The sequence below is a fragment of the Halohasta sp. A2 genome (assembly GCF_056175805.1).
The window spans coordinates 1-13,201 of sequence record NZ_JAQFWV010000082.1 but is presented as its reverse complement, the minus strand read 5'-3'; the positions used below and the strand labels follow the sequence as shown (position 1 = coordinate 13,201).

The window sequence follows — 13,201 nt, the reverse complement described above, 5'->3', positions numbered from 1 at the left end:
ACGATCGCCAGATAGCTGAGTTTGCCTCTCTTTTTGTCAACGCTGCTGGATCGGTTGAGCAAATTATACTGCGGTGTCTTCGACCGATATCGATGACTGAGAGTGTGAGAATTCTTAGACAGGCTCTATACCATCCTCAACAATCAATGAGATGGCGTCTCTCAACAGAGACCAATCTGAATATGTGCAGACGCAGTTACTCAAGATTACAGAGGTAGGGTATAGCCCAGATAAGCTCGTGTACAAGCATTACGGTGATCTCAAAGTGTTTCGGTGTGGTGGTGAAATGCGATTGTTCGGTGTGATTCTCGAAAACATATCTGTTGTTCCTGATCTCGATCATGTGGTTATTCTCTTGGAAGTTTCTGAACATGAATACGATCAAGCGGGGATTGAAAAGGGCCAAGCGAGACGCCTCCAAAGTAAATTTTCAGATATGCAATCACAACAAGAGTTCTACGATAAGTTGGATGGGAAATTGTTTGGTTCTGATGACATAAGGCGTTTCATCACTTAGCTGGCGGCCAGAACAGCTCTTATATTTGCGAGACAGTTGTTCCCAGCGAGATTGAACGGGCGAGTTCGTCGGAGATGTAGTGCCATTCGTTGTCCCTAAACCGAGGGAAATGACCCCGAGGACGTGGACTCTCGGGGTCGACATCGTTGTCGTCAGTCATACTCGGATGATATGATCGTAAACTTGCTCGGTTGTTTGGATGCTTCGGTGCCGCAGTCGGTTCCGTACGTCGTACAGCGTGTTCCCCTCCTCGGCGTTCATCATCCGGTAGGCGACACTGTGGCGAAGCGCGTGGGGTGTCACGTCACCCGACTCGCCACGGGTGCCGTTGAGGAGGTACGGCTCGACGCCCGCCTCCTCGGCAACCTTCGAGATCGCATCCCGAACGCCCTGCGTAGTGATCCAGTTGCTCGACCGTGAGGGGAACAGCGCGGGCGAGTCTTTCCAGCGGCTGTTGAGATACGACGACAGCAACCGTGTCACATCTGAGGCGAGCTCAAGGGTGGCCGGTGCTGGCTCGTTATCGTTCGGGTAGTCCTTCTGGATCTCTGTCGGCAGATACAGGGCGCTGTTGCCCTCCCTGAGCATATCTACGTCGACCGCAACCAACTCGCCAACTCGGAACCCGGTATCATACATGAGGCCGATGATCGCCTCGTTGCGCTGCTGGAGGTAGTCGGCACCAGTCGAGTAACACGCCGATCGGAGATCGTCGACCTGGTCGGGAGTGAGCCACACTTTTGCACGAACTTTGGAATCTATATTTTGAGCCACGTGATCGACCTTTATTTATATACAAACCATCCGTTACAGCCACTCAACTTTGGAGTCTGAAAATGGAGTGCAAAGTTCACCCGAATCATGGCTGATCCAGTGAAACAACAGAAATTCTGCTAATATTTCTACCAACTGGCGTGCAAGATATAGCACGGGAAAGTGACCTCCTCCTCGCCGTAAACGGCGAGACTTCCCACGGCTCCGCACCGCTGAGTTGGGATATTTGCTGGTTTACGACCTGTCGGCATGACGGACCGATGGCGGGGTCACACCGCCGTTACTCCTATCCCGGCATGGGACTCGGAGTTATCTTGCTACCCGAGACACCACAGCGGTTCGAGATGGGTGTCTCAAACGTTCTGATTCTCGGAGTCCCGATATTGTGCATTTAGGTGGGGTGTGACCGCCTCGGTGTGCGTCATACTACGACACGATGATTCTTAAATATCCGTATTATTGCCGAACAGTAATTGTATCAGCGTTGTCGGATTCACGCCCGCCGTGAACGGCGGGATTCTCTCCTCGAAGAAAGATAGAGTTCCCACATTCAGCTGGCGGAGGACCTCTTTGTGATCCTCAAAGAGCGATCTGAACTTCTCGCTGTGTGGAGCATCGAGGTGCTCTGGACTGAGAATCCAGGCCCAGATGTGGCTGTTGCATAAGGCTCGTGCAATACTCACCCAGTAGGCCATGCGGTTGTCGTACTCAGCAGACTTGAGCAGGGTGTGGTCGTCGTTGTCGGAGTAGATACCAGGGGGAGCACGGTCCTCTAGCGCCCCGCCATCGGTGTTGACACAGACGTTCAGCGACACTGCGCCACGGGTCCTTAATGAATACTAGTGTCCTTCGCAGAATGCACAAGAATCTATGCAGAATCATTAATAATAGGGCCGGACTCAGTAAAGTTGATGCGACCCAAAATGACAACCGACCTGTTTGCGGCCCACCAGTACCCCGCGACGACGAGCGAACTCATCGCCGCTTACGGCGAGAACGAACTGACGCTGCCAAACGGGACCGAGACGATCGGCGAGGCCCTCAGCCTGCTAGGCGATGAGACGTTCGACACCCCCGAGGCCGTCACGGAAACGCTGCTCACAGGGGTCAGTCACAAGGCGGTTGGTCGGCGCTTTTACAGCGACCGCGACCAGTTTACCCCCGGCGAGTACGGCCCCGAGCAAGTCTCGTTCTGAGACCCGCTCGCCGCGCCAAGGTTTCGAAGTGAGTCCTACGAATCGTCGAGAAGCGCCACCGTGTCGTCACAGAGAATTTTTTCGACGAATCTGCCAAATCAGGTAAGACTTGGATTGCTGTATGATACCTATGCGACCGCCGATCGGACACGGCTATCGAGCGGCTCGGGCCGCAACACTATTGATGTGATCTCAACAAGTTGTCGAAGCACGCCACCGAATGCGGTTTGGTTGTTCACACACAGACGCATTCAGCGGGCCATAATACTCGCGCTGTTTCACTCAGTTTGGAGAGAACCTCGCAAAATGTTATCTCCTGCGCATGGCATGAAATCGTTATGAGGGAAGCAGATTCCAAGAATTCGGAGTACTTGGCTCTGGGGAATCAATATCTACGGGAAAAGAAACCTATCTGAGCCTACATTCTTGATCATTAAAGAAATCACCATCTCATCACTACCTTTTCGTTGAGTATTTTCCACTTCATTGAAATATAAATGACAACAGAGGGATTACACAATATGCTCAGATTAATCAGTCATCGATTGCGTATCTCAATCTAGTTACTACAATGGATTCTGCGATCATTGATCTTGATGGTACTGTCTATAGATCTGAAACAGCCATTCCAGGAGCCCAAGAAGGAATTGAATTCCTACGTGATGCTGGCGTCGACATAGCCTTCGTGACAAACTCATCAACAAAATCTAGAGAGAAGTGCCGAGATCGACTCGGATCACTTGGAATTGAGGCAAATGTGTCTGAAATTTTGACGAGCGCGTCAGTGACAGCCACGTATGTGACTGCTGAATACCCGGACGCAACTGTGATGACGATTGGCGAGCCAGCATTGCACGACGAACTCACACAGGCAGGTGCTACACTGACAACCGAGCCAACTGCTACGGATGTTCTTGTTGTTGGAAACGATTCAAGCTTCGATTTCGAGACACTGGCACAAGGTCTACGAGCTGTCGACTCTGGGGCGGCGTTTGTAGGCACCAATGGCGACCGCAAAGTGCCCACTGACTCGGGGTTAGATCCCGGTGCTGGAGCATTGATCGCTGCTATCGGCTACGCAGCGAACTATGATCCCGACATCATTTGTGGTAAACCCAACGCCCCGATGATCAAAGTGAGCCTTGAGACACTTGGGACAGATCCAGACGAGTGTATGATCATTGGAGACAATCCGGAAACAGATATTGAGATGGGTCAGCGTGCTGGTCTAACAACGGTGCTTGTGTTGACAGGGTTGGTCGACGGGTCCGATTCACTCCTCAATGAGGAACCAGCTGATTACGTGATTGAGTCCTTAGGAGAGATCTCAACAGTACTAGAGTCGAATCAATAAGTAGGAGCACATCGCAGATCGACTTTTGGTGGTTCGGGTAGCACTCAATGAATACGACTGGGCAACAGAACGAGACACCCTCTCTGCCTGTGAGGCGAGCAGTAGTTCCGTTAACGATTAGATTGCTCTTAGCCCACCACGCTGACGACACATCCAAACCAACACCAACGTTCTACGCATCATATGCCGCAAACGGGAAAGATTCACCGCGAGTTCTTTCGCACACAGATAGCACCACACCTCGGCGCAGGTCGCTCGGATGTTCAACTTGGCCCCAAACACGGTGTCGACTTCGGAGTTATTGATATCGATGAAACCGCGCTCGCCCTTGCCACAGATCCTATCTCAATTCTTCCAGATCTTGGCTTCGAGCGCGCTGGTCGGTTTGCGGTCCGGATCGTCCTCGCAGATGTCGCGGTCTCCGGACTTTCACCGTCGCACCTCGCAATCAGTTTCTCGCTGCCACCCGAACTCTCCGACGACGAGTTCGCCACGTTTTGGGGGGCCATCCACGACGAGTGCAGCTCTCTCGGCGTCGACATCGTCACCGGTCACACCGCCCGATACGCGGGCTGTACGTTCCCTTGGGTCGGCGGGGCAACCGCACTTGCAGTCGGTGATCACGACGACCTCATTCGCCCCGACGGTGCAACCCCCGGCGACGATCTCGTGTTGACTACCGGCCCAGCAGTAGAATCGGCCGCGCTGTTCGCCTCGCTGTTTCCCGAACAGATCGATTGTGATCCGGCCCTGCTTAACCGTGTCGGGGCTTATCTCGACGACCTCGATGGTGTCCGTGATGCACGCACCGCCGCTGATGCTGGCGAGGTAACTGCGATACATGATGTGACGGAGGGTGGACTACTTGGCGCACTACACGAGATGGCTACCGGAGCAGGCGTCCAGTTCACCGTCGACTCCAACCGCGTGCCGATCGACCCAGATGTGCGAACGCTGTGTGGGACGCTTGGCATGGACCACTGGACTGCAACGAGTTCCGGCTCGCTCCTAATCACGGTCGACCCAGATTCCACGAAAGAGGTCGTGAACGCGCTCAGCGACCGTGGAACTACCGCAGCAGTAATCGGTACAGTTGAGGTTGGAACAGGTGTCCAACGCGATGGAGTGTCGACCGAGCCGCCGTCGGGAGATGCGTCATGGCCAGTGTATGAGGCCCTACTCGAAGCGGCCGATACGGTCGACGAGTAATCATTCGGAGCCAACGATAGCTCTTTTTGACCTGGCTGTAATACCACTCATGAATGGCAACTATAGACCTTGCACTCGATTGGACACCGAACACGAATCACACAGGCTTCTACGTCGCCCAGGCCGAGGGGTACTACGACGATCGAGGCGTCGACGTGTCGATCCACTCACCCGGCGATGATGACTACGAAACCACGCCTGCCAAACAGGTCGCCACCGGTGAGGCAACTGTGGCAATCGCACCCTCCGAAAGCGCGATTAGTTACCACACCAATCCAGACTACGACTCACTGACCGCCATCGCCGCGGTCTGTCAGACCGATATGAGTGCAATAGTGACACTCGAAGAGAGCGGCCTTGACCGTCCGGCTGATCTCGACGGTCAGACGTATGCTTCCTACGACGCCCGCTTCGAGGATTACATCGTCCGCCAATTAGTCAAAAACGACGGCGGCGATGGTGATATCGAGATCGCGACGCCACCAAAGCTTGGCATCTGGAACACACTCCTAGAGGGCGAGGCTGAGGCGACCTGGGTATTCATGCCTTGGGAAGGGGTGATGGCCGAACGCGACGAGATCAGTCTTAATGCGTTCTACCTCGACGAGTACGACGTTCCCTACGGCTATACGCCACTGCTTCTCGCTCGGCCCGAAACGATCCAGGACGACGCTGGCCTTTCGGACTTCCTCGAAGCGACCGCCCGTGGCTTCCAGTTCGCCGCCGATAACCCCGAGGAGGCTTCTGAAATACTCTGCGAGCAGGCTACCGGTATGGACAACGATGACCCCGAATTCCTCGCCGAGAGCCAACAGCGAATCGCTGACGCCTATCTCACAGACCACGGCGAGTGGGGGCCCATGGACCACAGTCGGTGGGAGTCCTTCGTCGACTGGCTGGCCGAAAACGAGATCCTCACGACAATCGATGGCGAGGCGATTTCAGCCACCGAGCTCGATACCGGCGATCTCTACACGAACACTCTCCTCGAAATCAACGAGTAGCCCGCCGACAGAGTCTCATAATATTGCGAGTAGCTGTCATCCAGTACCCTTAGTGTTAGGTATCGCAAGAATTCACCGAGTTTCATTAACTGGCGTTTGAAGATGCTAACCGATTCGATTAGGATTCGCAGTCTTGCAGACACTTCTCATCAGAGTCGATAAGCCTGTGTTTCAACCCCTCTGATAATATTAACCAACAAAGCCAGAGTTCTCGCATTCTTTGTTGGTTAAGCAGTCTCGGTGGTGGGGAATGAGGGGAGGATTATTGACAAAAGAAAAATTGATATCATAAGCTGTTCCTCATAGACTACCCTACCCTGCTCACGTTTGTCGAAGTAACATGTCATCTGCGGCGAGAACAGTCACCTCTCAAACAATTGCCGTAGCAAATGGACTGTAGTGACAAAGATTATTTATACTGTACTATACCGTTTGACAACATATGGACGGAAGCGACAGCATGAATGAGACAAAGCATCAAAGCACGACTACCCCCTCTCGACTTGGAAGAGTCCTGCTGGGTGTTGGACTGGCCGCACAGGCCTCCGAAGATTTCCGCGACATGGAAGATACTATAGAGTACGCGGAGTCCGCAGGAGTTCCAGCACCAAATCTCGCAGCTCCGTTCGCCTCTGGAATGATGCTCATCGCAGGCGCTGGAATCATACTCTGGAGACTTCCACGACTCTCGACAGGAGCGGCAGTTACTTTCCTAACAGTCGTAACGGCGACAATGCACGACTTCTGGAACGCTGACGATGAGGACAAAAGCGGCGAGCGACTCGCGTTCTTTGGTAACCTTGCAATGTTAGGCGGAGCACTCGTCTTCCTCAAAGAGGCGTTCCAGTAGAAAATCACCAGACAGAGAATTAGCCCGATTTATACGTTGACATATTTTTCATGAATCCGATCCATACGTGCTGCCATCACGAAGTCGGTTTTGTGCAAACCGTCAATTTTGTGCGTCCACATTTCGACTCTCACCTCGCCCCACTGTAGGTGAATATCTGGGTGGTGCCACTCCTCTTCAGCAAGTTCGCCAATCTCATACGTGAATTCAAGTGCATCGCGAAAATCGTCGAACGGATACGCGCCTTCCAGGTGATGATCGTCGACGACTTCCCAGACATCATCGATCTCACTTAGGTAGTCGGTATACTCTGGCTCTGTGAGTGGTTCGTCATCTGACGTACAGGCTTCACATTCTTCATCTGCAAGTGATGGTGCCATACAAGTATATTTAATCGGCCCATCTTGTGCCTTACTCTCAGAACACTATGATATTTTATATTATGCAACATTTTACCGGGCGTAGTTAACAACAGAACATTAGTTTTAACAGCTAATGAAACTGTAATCAATTGACCGTCGAGCCTCAACGGTCATGGGTTGGGTTGCTTGGTCAACTCTATCGACTCAGTCAAATCGATTGAGGCCCGTCATTCACCCAATCCATTCCCAATTCCGGTACTTCTCAACCAGCCTGAGAGATCGAACTAAATTGTAGCTCTCATGAGGTAGATGTCTGGTTGAGTGAATATATCCAAATACCCTCAATCATATTTTGCAGCGTTCACGAAGTATCGATATTAGGACAACTATGCACTATTTATTCTACATTAAAATTAACATGATTTTGACTTATCACCCTCTGGGTAGAATATAACCTAGATGGCTACACGCACTGATTCCACTGAGATCCAGAACGTGGTCGCATCAACCGGAATCGACCATGAGCTGGAGCTCAAAGAGCTTGCTGCAGACATGACTGGTGTTGAGTACAATCCAAGCGGCATGCCGGGACTGGTCTATCGTATACAAGAGCCCAAAGCAACAGTCCTCATCTTTCGATCGGGTAAGATTGTCTGTACTGGTGCAACAAGTACCGAATGCGTTGATGAGGCGATGTCTATTGTATTTCGCGAGCTACGTAATCTTGGTCTCCACTTCGATAAATCGCCAGAAATCACCTTGCACAATATCGTATCAAAAGCAGACCTTGGTGAGAGTTTGAATCTCAACGCTATTGCGATTGGACTCGGGCTTGAGAATGTTGAGTACGAACCCGAACAGTTTCCGGGACTTCTGTATCAGATGAGTGAACCAGATGTTGCAATCATACTCTTCGGCAGTGGGAAAGTCATAATTGCGGGGGCGAAACAACCGACAGACGCTAAGACTGCAGTCGACCATCTGATTCACGAGCTTGACGGTCTCGGACTCATCGATACTTGAGTGTGAAATTACTTTCAATTACATCTAACCATTAAAGTTAACATAATTAGCTGACGACTGTTGAGTATGAGCGTAGGAACCGTCGACAGTAATTCCGAGTCGGGTGTGGAGGTCTCAAAAGCCGCTGCTGAGCAGGCACTCGCGCTAATGAATCAAGAGGGAATGGATACTGATGTGGGTGGACTCCGACTGTTTGTCCAACAGGGAGGTTGTGCAGGCCTTTCATATGGGATGCGATTTGACAATGAGCCCGAGCCGGACGATACCGTAACCATACATCACGGCCTTCGTGTCTTTGTCGACCCGGCAAGCATGAATTACATCGGTGGGAGTCGACTCGAATACGAAGACGGCCTCCAAGCGGCTGGCTTCCACGTTGAAAATCCTAACGTCGTCTCTGAGTGTGGCTGTGGAGAGAGTTTCCGTACATGAGATTCTCCCCTGAACAAGGCGTTACAAAAATGTCGTGTACGATGAGAACCGAAATCCTACGCCGGTCCCAGTGTCACATCTCTCAATGAGCGTTAATTCAACAGACTCTGAAGACGATCTAACGAACCGTGTGACAAACTTCCTGCAGAGAAACTTTCCACAGATCCAGATGCACGGTGGTAACGCTGCGATCGAATATCTTGACGAAGACAGCGGCGAGGTTCATATTCAACTCGGGGGTGCGTGCTCAGGGTGTGGAATCTCACCAATGACAATCCAGGCGATCAAACAGCGAATGGTCAAAGAGATTCCAGAGATTAACAAAGTGCAAGCTAACACCGGTCAAACAACTGCCGCTGAGACAGACATGAGTCTATCTTTGCCTGGCCAGAGCAGTGATGAAAGTTCAACACAGGGCCCAGACATCCCGTTTTGATCACAGATCAACGGTCAAAAATCGTCAGTTCACAAATGTCCTGGTGACTCAGTCGAAAACTGGAGGTCGCCACCACGGCCACCCTCAACCGTATCAGCGCCGACATTACCCGTCGACGGGACCTTAATTTGGACTTCTTCGATTGCATCGAACGCAAAGTACAGCTCCCGTTGCATGTTTTCTGCGGTGATATTTGACACTCCACACCCCGAACAGGTTCCACCTAACTCAATGACGACCAATCCGGCGTCAGGATCAAGTTCACGGACCATACTGGTCCCTCCGTGCATCTGGATCATCGGCATCTGTTGAACGATCCAATCTTCGATTCTTGATTGCAACTCCTCTTTGGTTTCACTCATTGAACTCTCCCTGTCGGACTGCGCGAACGACAAGTTCCGCACACTGGAGCCGTGCCGGTGTGAGGTCCATTCCTACTTGCTGTTCGATGAACTCACGGTCCCAACTTCGGATCTCTTGGAGCTCTGTTCCTTCTATCTGTTGTGTGAGAAGTGAGGTAGCAGCCTGCGACAGCGTACAGCCAGCTCCCTCAAACCGAACGGATTCGATCACGCGAGGTTCCTCATCCGAGACAGTCAGCGAAACCGAGATCCAGTCACCTTCGGGATGCGTTGGCCCAACGCACTGAGGGTTGTCGACCCGTTCGACTATGTCAGGGTCTGGGAGCGTTCCATAGTTTCGTGGATTGCTGCTATGATCTGCGAGCAACTCACGAATGTAGGTGTTGTTCATAGGCGTTGAGTGGACGTCGTATCCGACTTCATCGGGTTCATCAACTCGGTTATACCATACTGTTCAAGTGACTCGTTGAGTAGCTCTGCTATCGGCCACGCTGCCGAACAGTGTTTCGCCAGCACCGATGTCCCGTCTATCGTGATCGTGGTGAGCGTTCCTCTGTTTTTTTGAAATCCGATCCGGAACTCGAAAGACCGCTCATGTTCGTCGACAGTATGAATCCGAAGCTCACCCGTTCCATTGGCTACTGACCAATAGTCGTTATCAGTGATTCGCAGTTCGCCAACTGGAGAGACGCATACCGATCCACAGTCGGGACACTCTGCTCCATGTGGCCCTGCACCGATATAGGTGTATTCAGTTCCACACTGCAGACAGTCGAGGGGTGTGATTGTCATAGGATGATATTATGAATATAAACAGAACAGCGAAGCACCACTGCTCGCTGTTCAGTTCTGGATACGTATTGGATTAGCCGAGACTGCCTTCCATCTCGAGTTCAACCAGTCGATTGAGTTCGACTGCGTACTCGATTGGCAGTTCCTCTGTCAGGGGTTCGATGAACCCGGAAACAATCATCTGCTTTGCATCATCATCATCCAAGCCGCGGTTCTGCAGATAGAAGATGTCCTCGTCGCCAATCTTGCCGACCGTCGCCTCGTGGGCAACGTCGACTTGGGACTCGTTGATCTCCATGTACGGCATGGTATCCGACGTCGACTCGTTGTCGAACATCAGGGCATCACACTCGACGGCTGTCGAAGAGTTTTCTGCGCCATCTGCGATGTGGACCAGTCCACGGTAGTTAGTTCGGCCGCCGTCCTTCGAGATCGATTTGGATTCGACCGTCGACTTTGTCTCGGGAGCGTTGTGGTAGACCTTTGCGCCTGTGTCGATGTTCTGGCCTTCACCCGCGAACGCGATAGTGATGTGATTGTCAGAGGCACCACGACCCTTGAGAATCGTTGAGGGGTAGAGCATAGTAGCCTTCGAGCCCATCGAGCCTGAAATCCACTCCATTCGTCCACCCTTCTCGGCAATGGCGCGTTTCGTGTTGAGATTGTAGGTACTCTTCGACCAGTTTTGGACCGTCGAGTACTGGACGTGAGCGTTCTCGCCGACGAAGACCTCGACACCACCTGAGTGGAGATTGAACTCGGAGTATTTCGGGGCTGAGCAGCCCTCAATGTAGTGGACCTCCGACCCCTCTTCAGCGATAATGAGCGTGTGTTCAAACTGACCCATCCCCTCGGAGTTCATCCGGAAGTACGCCTGGATCGGCATCTCGACTTTGGTGTCTTCGGGTACGTAGACAAAGGAGCCGCCAGACCAGATCGCGCCGTGGAGTGCAGCGAACTTGTTGTCGCTCGGTGGGACACACTTGTTCATGAAGTGCTCCCGGACGAGCTCCTCGTGATCACGGACTGCCTTGTCCATGTCACAGAAAATCACGCCTTTCTCTTCCCACTGCTCCTGCATGTTCTGGTAGACGATCTCAGACTCGTACTGGGCACCGACGCCCGACAGCGCGTTCTTTTCGGCTTCCGGAATGCCGAGTTTGTCGAAGGTGTCCTTGATGTCCTCGGGGAGGTCCGTCCAATCGTCGACGCCACCACGAGTCTCGATATCTGGTCGGATATACGGAACGATCTCACTGACGTCGACCTCTGAGAGATCGGGGCCCTCTGGCCAGTCGGTTGGCATCGGCATGTTCTGGAAATGCTCAAGGGCGCGAAGGCGTCGCTGAAGCATCCACTCGGGTTCGTCTTTGTCCTCGGAGATGACCCGGACAGTCTCCTCAGTCAACCCCTTTTCGCTCTTGAATGCGGAGGCTTCCTCCTTTTTAAATTCAAACCGGGCCTCAGTGTTCGTCTCGCTCAGCTTTTCGTTTGAACTCATACGATGTTTTTCGATATTGGTAGACATATATGTATGGGTGCAAAACCAACTTTTGAAATCAAAAATAGTTTCTCTGCATATTATTAGAAACTATTTCTAGTCACAAATCTTATTTTGGATGGGGAAAGAACCTCTAGCAACGAGCCAAGAAACTAGTGTTAGAAAACCCATACATACTATGAAATACGAACAGATCGGTGTCAGCAGACAGTCAACCAAAGCCGACAGAGCAGCCGACGATCAGCACCGTTCGACTCAGATCGAAAATCAGTGCCCAGAATGTGAGGGTACACTAGTGAGAGCTGACGATACAGATGAGACAGTCTGTTCGGAGTGTGGACTAGTCGTTGCTGAACATGCTATTGATCTCGGACCTGAGTGGCGGACGTTTGATTTTGATCAGGGAGAAACCGCTTCCAGAGTAGGGTTACCAACGACACAACAGATGCATGATAAGGGATTATCGACGAATATCGGATGGCGTGATCAGGATGCCCACGGAAACCCCTTATCAGCGCGGCAGCGACAAAAAATGAGCCGCCTCCGAACATGGGATGAGCGGTTCCGGACACAAAATTCGAAGGAACGGAATCTGAAACGAGCTCTCGGCGAAATTGATCGGATGGCGTCGGCACTTGGCGTTCCTGAGCCAAGTCGTGAGACCGCGAGTGTGATCTATCGGCGAGCATTAGATGAAGGCCTGCTGCCTGGTCGGTCAATAGAGTCGGTAGCTACCTGTGCACTGTATGCTGCCACACGAACGAATGGGATCTCACGAACGATCGACGAACTCACAGAGGTGAGTCGTGTCGACAGATTGGATATTGAACGGACTTATCGGTACATCTCACGAGAGTTAGATCTCCAAATACCACCATCGCATCCAATGGAATACGTGGGACGATTCGCATCGCAACTCGGCTGTTCGAACGAGACAGAACGGTATGCTCGAAAACTGATTGAAGATGCAACTGAGAAAGGGGTACACAGTGGAAAAAGTCCCGCAGGCATTGCGGCTGCCGCACTGTATGCCGCCTCACGTCTTTCTGGAGAATCAATCATTCAGCCCGAGATATCTAAAGCAGCTAATGTGAGCGAAGTCACAATCAGACAGCGATATCGGGAAATATTGGCCGCTACAGAACTAGATACAGATGGCTGACCAGAACAATAAATGAAAACTGAAAAATATTTTCAAACACAAGATAGTTAACACAAGATAAATGACACTATATAGAATTAAATGACCTTTTCATTTGATACTAGAGCCTGTCCAAGAAACACCGACAGAAACGTCAGATTCTGTAGCTCTTGAGCGTTCATTACGGTAAATTTATCTAGCTGAAAATACTATACGGCGTAAGGATTTACTCGTGACGTTTAATTTTA

General features: G+C 51.6%; 17 protein-coding genes. 10 read left to right on the top strand and 7 right to left on the bottom strand.

Going from position 1 to position 13,201, the window contains the following annotated elements; translation table 11 throughout:
• The first annotated feature begins 184 nt into the window (after positions 1–184).
• Positions 185–517: a hypothetical protein gene (locus O2S87_RS16080; RefSeq protein ID WP_475409783.1), complete on the top strand. Its 333-nt coding sequence runs from the start codon at positions 185–187 to the stop codon at positions 515–517.
• Between the two features lie 19 nt (positions 518–536).
• Here O2S87_RS16080 and O2S87_RS16075 read toward each other — a convergent pair whose 3' ends face one another.
• The 3 genes from O2S87_RS16075 to O2S87_RS16065 form a co-directional block, all read right to left on the bottom strand.
• Positions 537–677 carry a hypothetical protein gene (locus O2S87_RS16075; RefSeq protein WP_475409782.1) on the bottom strand — a complete coding sequence of 47 codons (141 nt, stop codon included), beginning with the start codon at positions 675–677 and terminating at the stop codon, positions 537–539.
• Positions 674–1,255, bottom strand: a complete 582-nt coding sequence (locus O2S87_RS16070) for a tyrosine-type recombinase/integrase (RefSeq protein ID WP_475409781.1) — start codon at positions 1,253–1,255, stop codon at positions 674–676. Before O2S87_RS16070 ends, O2S87_RS16075 begins: the two co-directional genes overlap by 4 nt.
• Before the next feature lie 479 nt (positions 1,256–1,734).
• Positions 1,735–2,106 (bottom strand): hypothetical protein, encoded by a 372-nt coding sequence (locus O2S87_RS16065; protein WP_475409780.1) that lies wholly within the window; start codon positions 2,104–2,106, stop codon positions 1,735–1,737.
• 96 nt (positions 2,107–2,202) lie between these two features.
• On the opposite strand from O2S87_RS16065, the gene O2S87_RS16060 reads away from it, so the two are divergent.
• The 5 genes from O2S87_RS16060 (at position 2,203) to O2S87_RS16040 (ending at position 6,904) form a co-directional block, all read left to right on the top strand.
• Positions 2,203–2,487 (top strand): DUF5789 family protein, encoded by a 285-nt coding sequence (locus tag O2S87_RS16060; protein WP_475409779.1) that lies wholly within the window; start codon positions 2,203–2,205, stop codon positions 2,485–2,487.
• Positions 2,488–3,058: 571 nt separating this feature from the next.
• Complete coding sequence (locus O2S87_RS16055) at positions 3,059–3,841, top strand: HAD-IIA family hydrolase (protein WP_475409778.1); 783 nt, start codon at positions 3,059–3,061, stop codon at positions 3,839–3,841.
• A gap of 183 nt (positions 3,842–4,024) precedes the next feature.
• Positions 4,025–5,050, top strand: a complete 1,026-nt coding sequence (locus O2S87_RS16050) for an AIR synthase family protein (RefSeq protein ID WP_475409777.1) — start codon at positions 4,025–4,027, stop codon at positions 5,048–5,050.
• 53 nt (positions 5,051–5,103) lie between these two features.
• Positions 5,104–6,054 (top strand): ABC transporter substrate-binding protein, encoded by a 951-nt coding sequence (locus O2S87_RS16045; protein ID WP_475409776.1) that lies wholly within the window; start codon positions 5,104–5,106, stop codon positions 6,052–6,054.
• Between the two features lie 442 nt (positions 6,055–6,496).
• Positions 6,497–6,904 carry a DoxX family protein gene (locus tag O2S87_RS16040; protein WP_475409775.1) on the top strand — a complete coding sequence of 136 codons (408 nt, stop codon included), beginning with the start codon at positions 6,497–6,499 and terminating at the stop codon, positions 6,902–6,904.
• 29 nt (positions 6,905–6,933) lie between these two features.
• Here the strand turns inward: O2S87_RS16040 and O2S87_RS16035 are convergent, their stop codons facing one another.
• Positions 6,934–7,284, bottom strand: a complete 351-nt coding sequence (locus O2S87_RS16035; RefSeq protein WP_475409774.1) for a 4a-hydroxytetrahydrobiopterin dehydratase — start codon at positions 7,282–7,284, stop codon at positions 6,934–6,936.
• Between the two features lie 441 nt (positions 7,285–7,725).
• Here O2S87_RS16035 and O2S87_RS16030 point away from each other — a divergent pair, with 441 nt between their 5' ends.
• The 3 genes from O2S87_RS16030 to O2S87_RS16020 all read left to right on the top strand — a co-directional run bounded on the left by O2S87_RS16030 (position 7,726) and on the right by O2S87_RS16020 (position 9,157).
• Complete coding sequence (locus O2S87_RS16030) at positions 7,726–8,289, top strand: TATA-box-binding protein (protein ID WP_475409773.1); 564 nt, start codon at positions 7,726–7,728, stop codon at positions 8,287–8,289.
• Between the two features lie 66 nt (positions 8,290–8,355).
• Entirely contained in the window at positions 8,356–8,721 is a 366-nt protein-coding gene (locus O2S87_RS16025; RefSeq protein WP_475409772.1) for a HesB/IscA family protein, read from the top strand.
• An 85-nt stretch (positions 8,722–8,806) separates the two neighbouring features.
• Positions 8,807–9,157, top strand: coding sequence for a NifU family protein (locus tag O2S87_RS16020; protein ID WP_475409771.1), 351 nt, complete (start codon positions 8,807–8,809; stop codon positions 9,155–9,157).
• A gap of 29 nt (positions 9,158–9,186) precedes the next feature.
• On the opposite strand, the gene O2S87_RS16015 is transcribed toward O2S87_RS16020, so the two are convergent.
• The 3 genes from O2S87_RS16015 to sufB form a co-directional block, all read right to left on the bottom strand.
• Positions 9,187–9,519 (bottom strand): NifU family protein, encoded by a 333-nt coding sequence (locus tag O2S87_RS16015; protein ID WP_475409770.1) that lies wholly within the window; start codon positions 9,517–9,519, stop codon positions 9,187–9,189.
• Positions 9,512–9,910 (bottom strand): iron-sulfur cluster assembly scaffold protein, encoded by a 399-nt coding sequence (locus O2S87_RS16010; RefSeq protein WP_475409769.1) that lies wholly within the window; start codon positions 9,908–9,910, stop codon positions 9,512–9,514. The genes O2S87_RS16015 and O2S87_RS16010 overlap by 8 nt, the downstream gene beginning before the upstream one ends.
• A 474-nt stretch (positions 9,911–10,384) precedes the next feature.
• A complete protein-coding gene (sufB, locus tag O2S87_RS16005) occupies positions 10,385–11,812 on the bottom strand; it encodes a Fe-S cluster assembly protein SufB (protein ID WP_475409768.1) in 1,428 nt (475 codons plus the stop codon).
• Between the two features lie 178 nt (positions 11,813–11,990).
• On the opposite strand from sufB, the gene O2S87_RS16000 reads away from it, so the two are divergent.
• Entirely contained in the window at positions 11,991–12,974 is a 984-nt protein-coding gene (locus tag O2S87_RS16000; RefSeq protein ID WP_475409767.1) for a transcription initiation factor IIB, read from the top strand.
• The last annotated feature ends 227 nt before the right edge of the window (positions 12,975–13,201 follow it).

Coding starts and splice junctions, on each gene's coding strand:
- O2S87_RS16075 (WP_475409782.1), bottom strand. CDS start 677: ATGACTGACGACAACGATGTCGACCCCGAGAGTCCACGTCCTCGGGGT.
- O2S87_RS16060 (WP_475409779.1), top strand. CDS start 2,203: ATGCGACCCAAAATGACAACCGACCTGTTTGCGGCCCACCAGTACCCC.
- O2S87_RS16055 (WP_475409778.1), top strand. CDS start 3,059: ATGGATTCTGCGATCATTGATCTTGATGGTACTGTCTATAGATCTGAA.
- O2S87_RS16050 (WP_475409777.1), top strand. CDS start 4,025: ATGCCGCAAACGGGAAAGATTCACCGCGAGTTCTTTCGCACACAGATA.
- O2S87_RS16045 (WP_475409776.1), top strand. CDS start 5,104: ATGGCAACTATAGACCTTGCACTCGATTGGACACCGAACACGAATCAC.
- O2S87_RS16040 (WP_475409775.1), top strand. CDS start 6,497: ATGGACGGAAGCGACAGCATGAATGAGACAAAGCATCAAAGCACGACT.
- O2S87_RS16035 (WP_475409774.1), bottom strand. CDS start 7,284: ATGGCACCATCACTTGCAGATGAAGAATGTGAAGCCTGTACGTCAGAT.
- O2S87_RS16030 (WP_475409773.1), top strand. CDS start 7,726: ATGGCTACACGCACTGATTCCACTGAGATCCAGAACGTGGTCGCATCA.
- O2S87_RS16025 (WP_475409772.1), top strand. CDS start 8,356: ATGAGCGTAGGAACCGTCGACAGTAATTCCGAGTCGGGTGTGGAGGTC.
- O2S87_RS16020 (WP_475409771.1), top strand. CDS start 8,807: ATGAGCGTTAATTCAACAGACTCTGAAGACGATCTAACGAACCGTGTG.
- O2S87_RS16015 (WP_475409770.1), bottom strand. CDS start 9,519: ATGAGTGAAACCAAAGAGGAGTTGCAATCAAGAATCGAAGATTGGATC.
- O2S87_RS16010 (WP_475409769.1), bottom strand. CDS start 9,910: ATGAACAACACCTACATTCGTGAGTTGCTCGCAGATCATAGCAGCAAT.
- sufB (WP_475409768.1), bottom strand. CDS start 11,812: ATGAGTTCAAACGAAAAGCTGAGCGAGACGAACACTGAGGCCCGGTTT.
- O2S87_RS16000 (WP_475409767.1), top strand. CDS start 11,991: ATGAAATACGAACAGATCGGTGTCAGCAGACAGTCAACCAAAGCCGAC.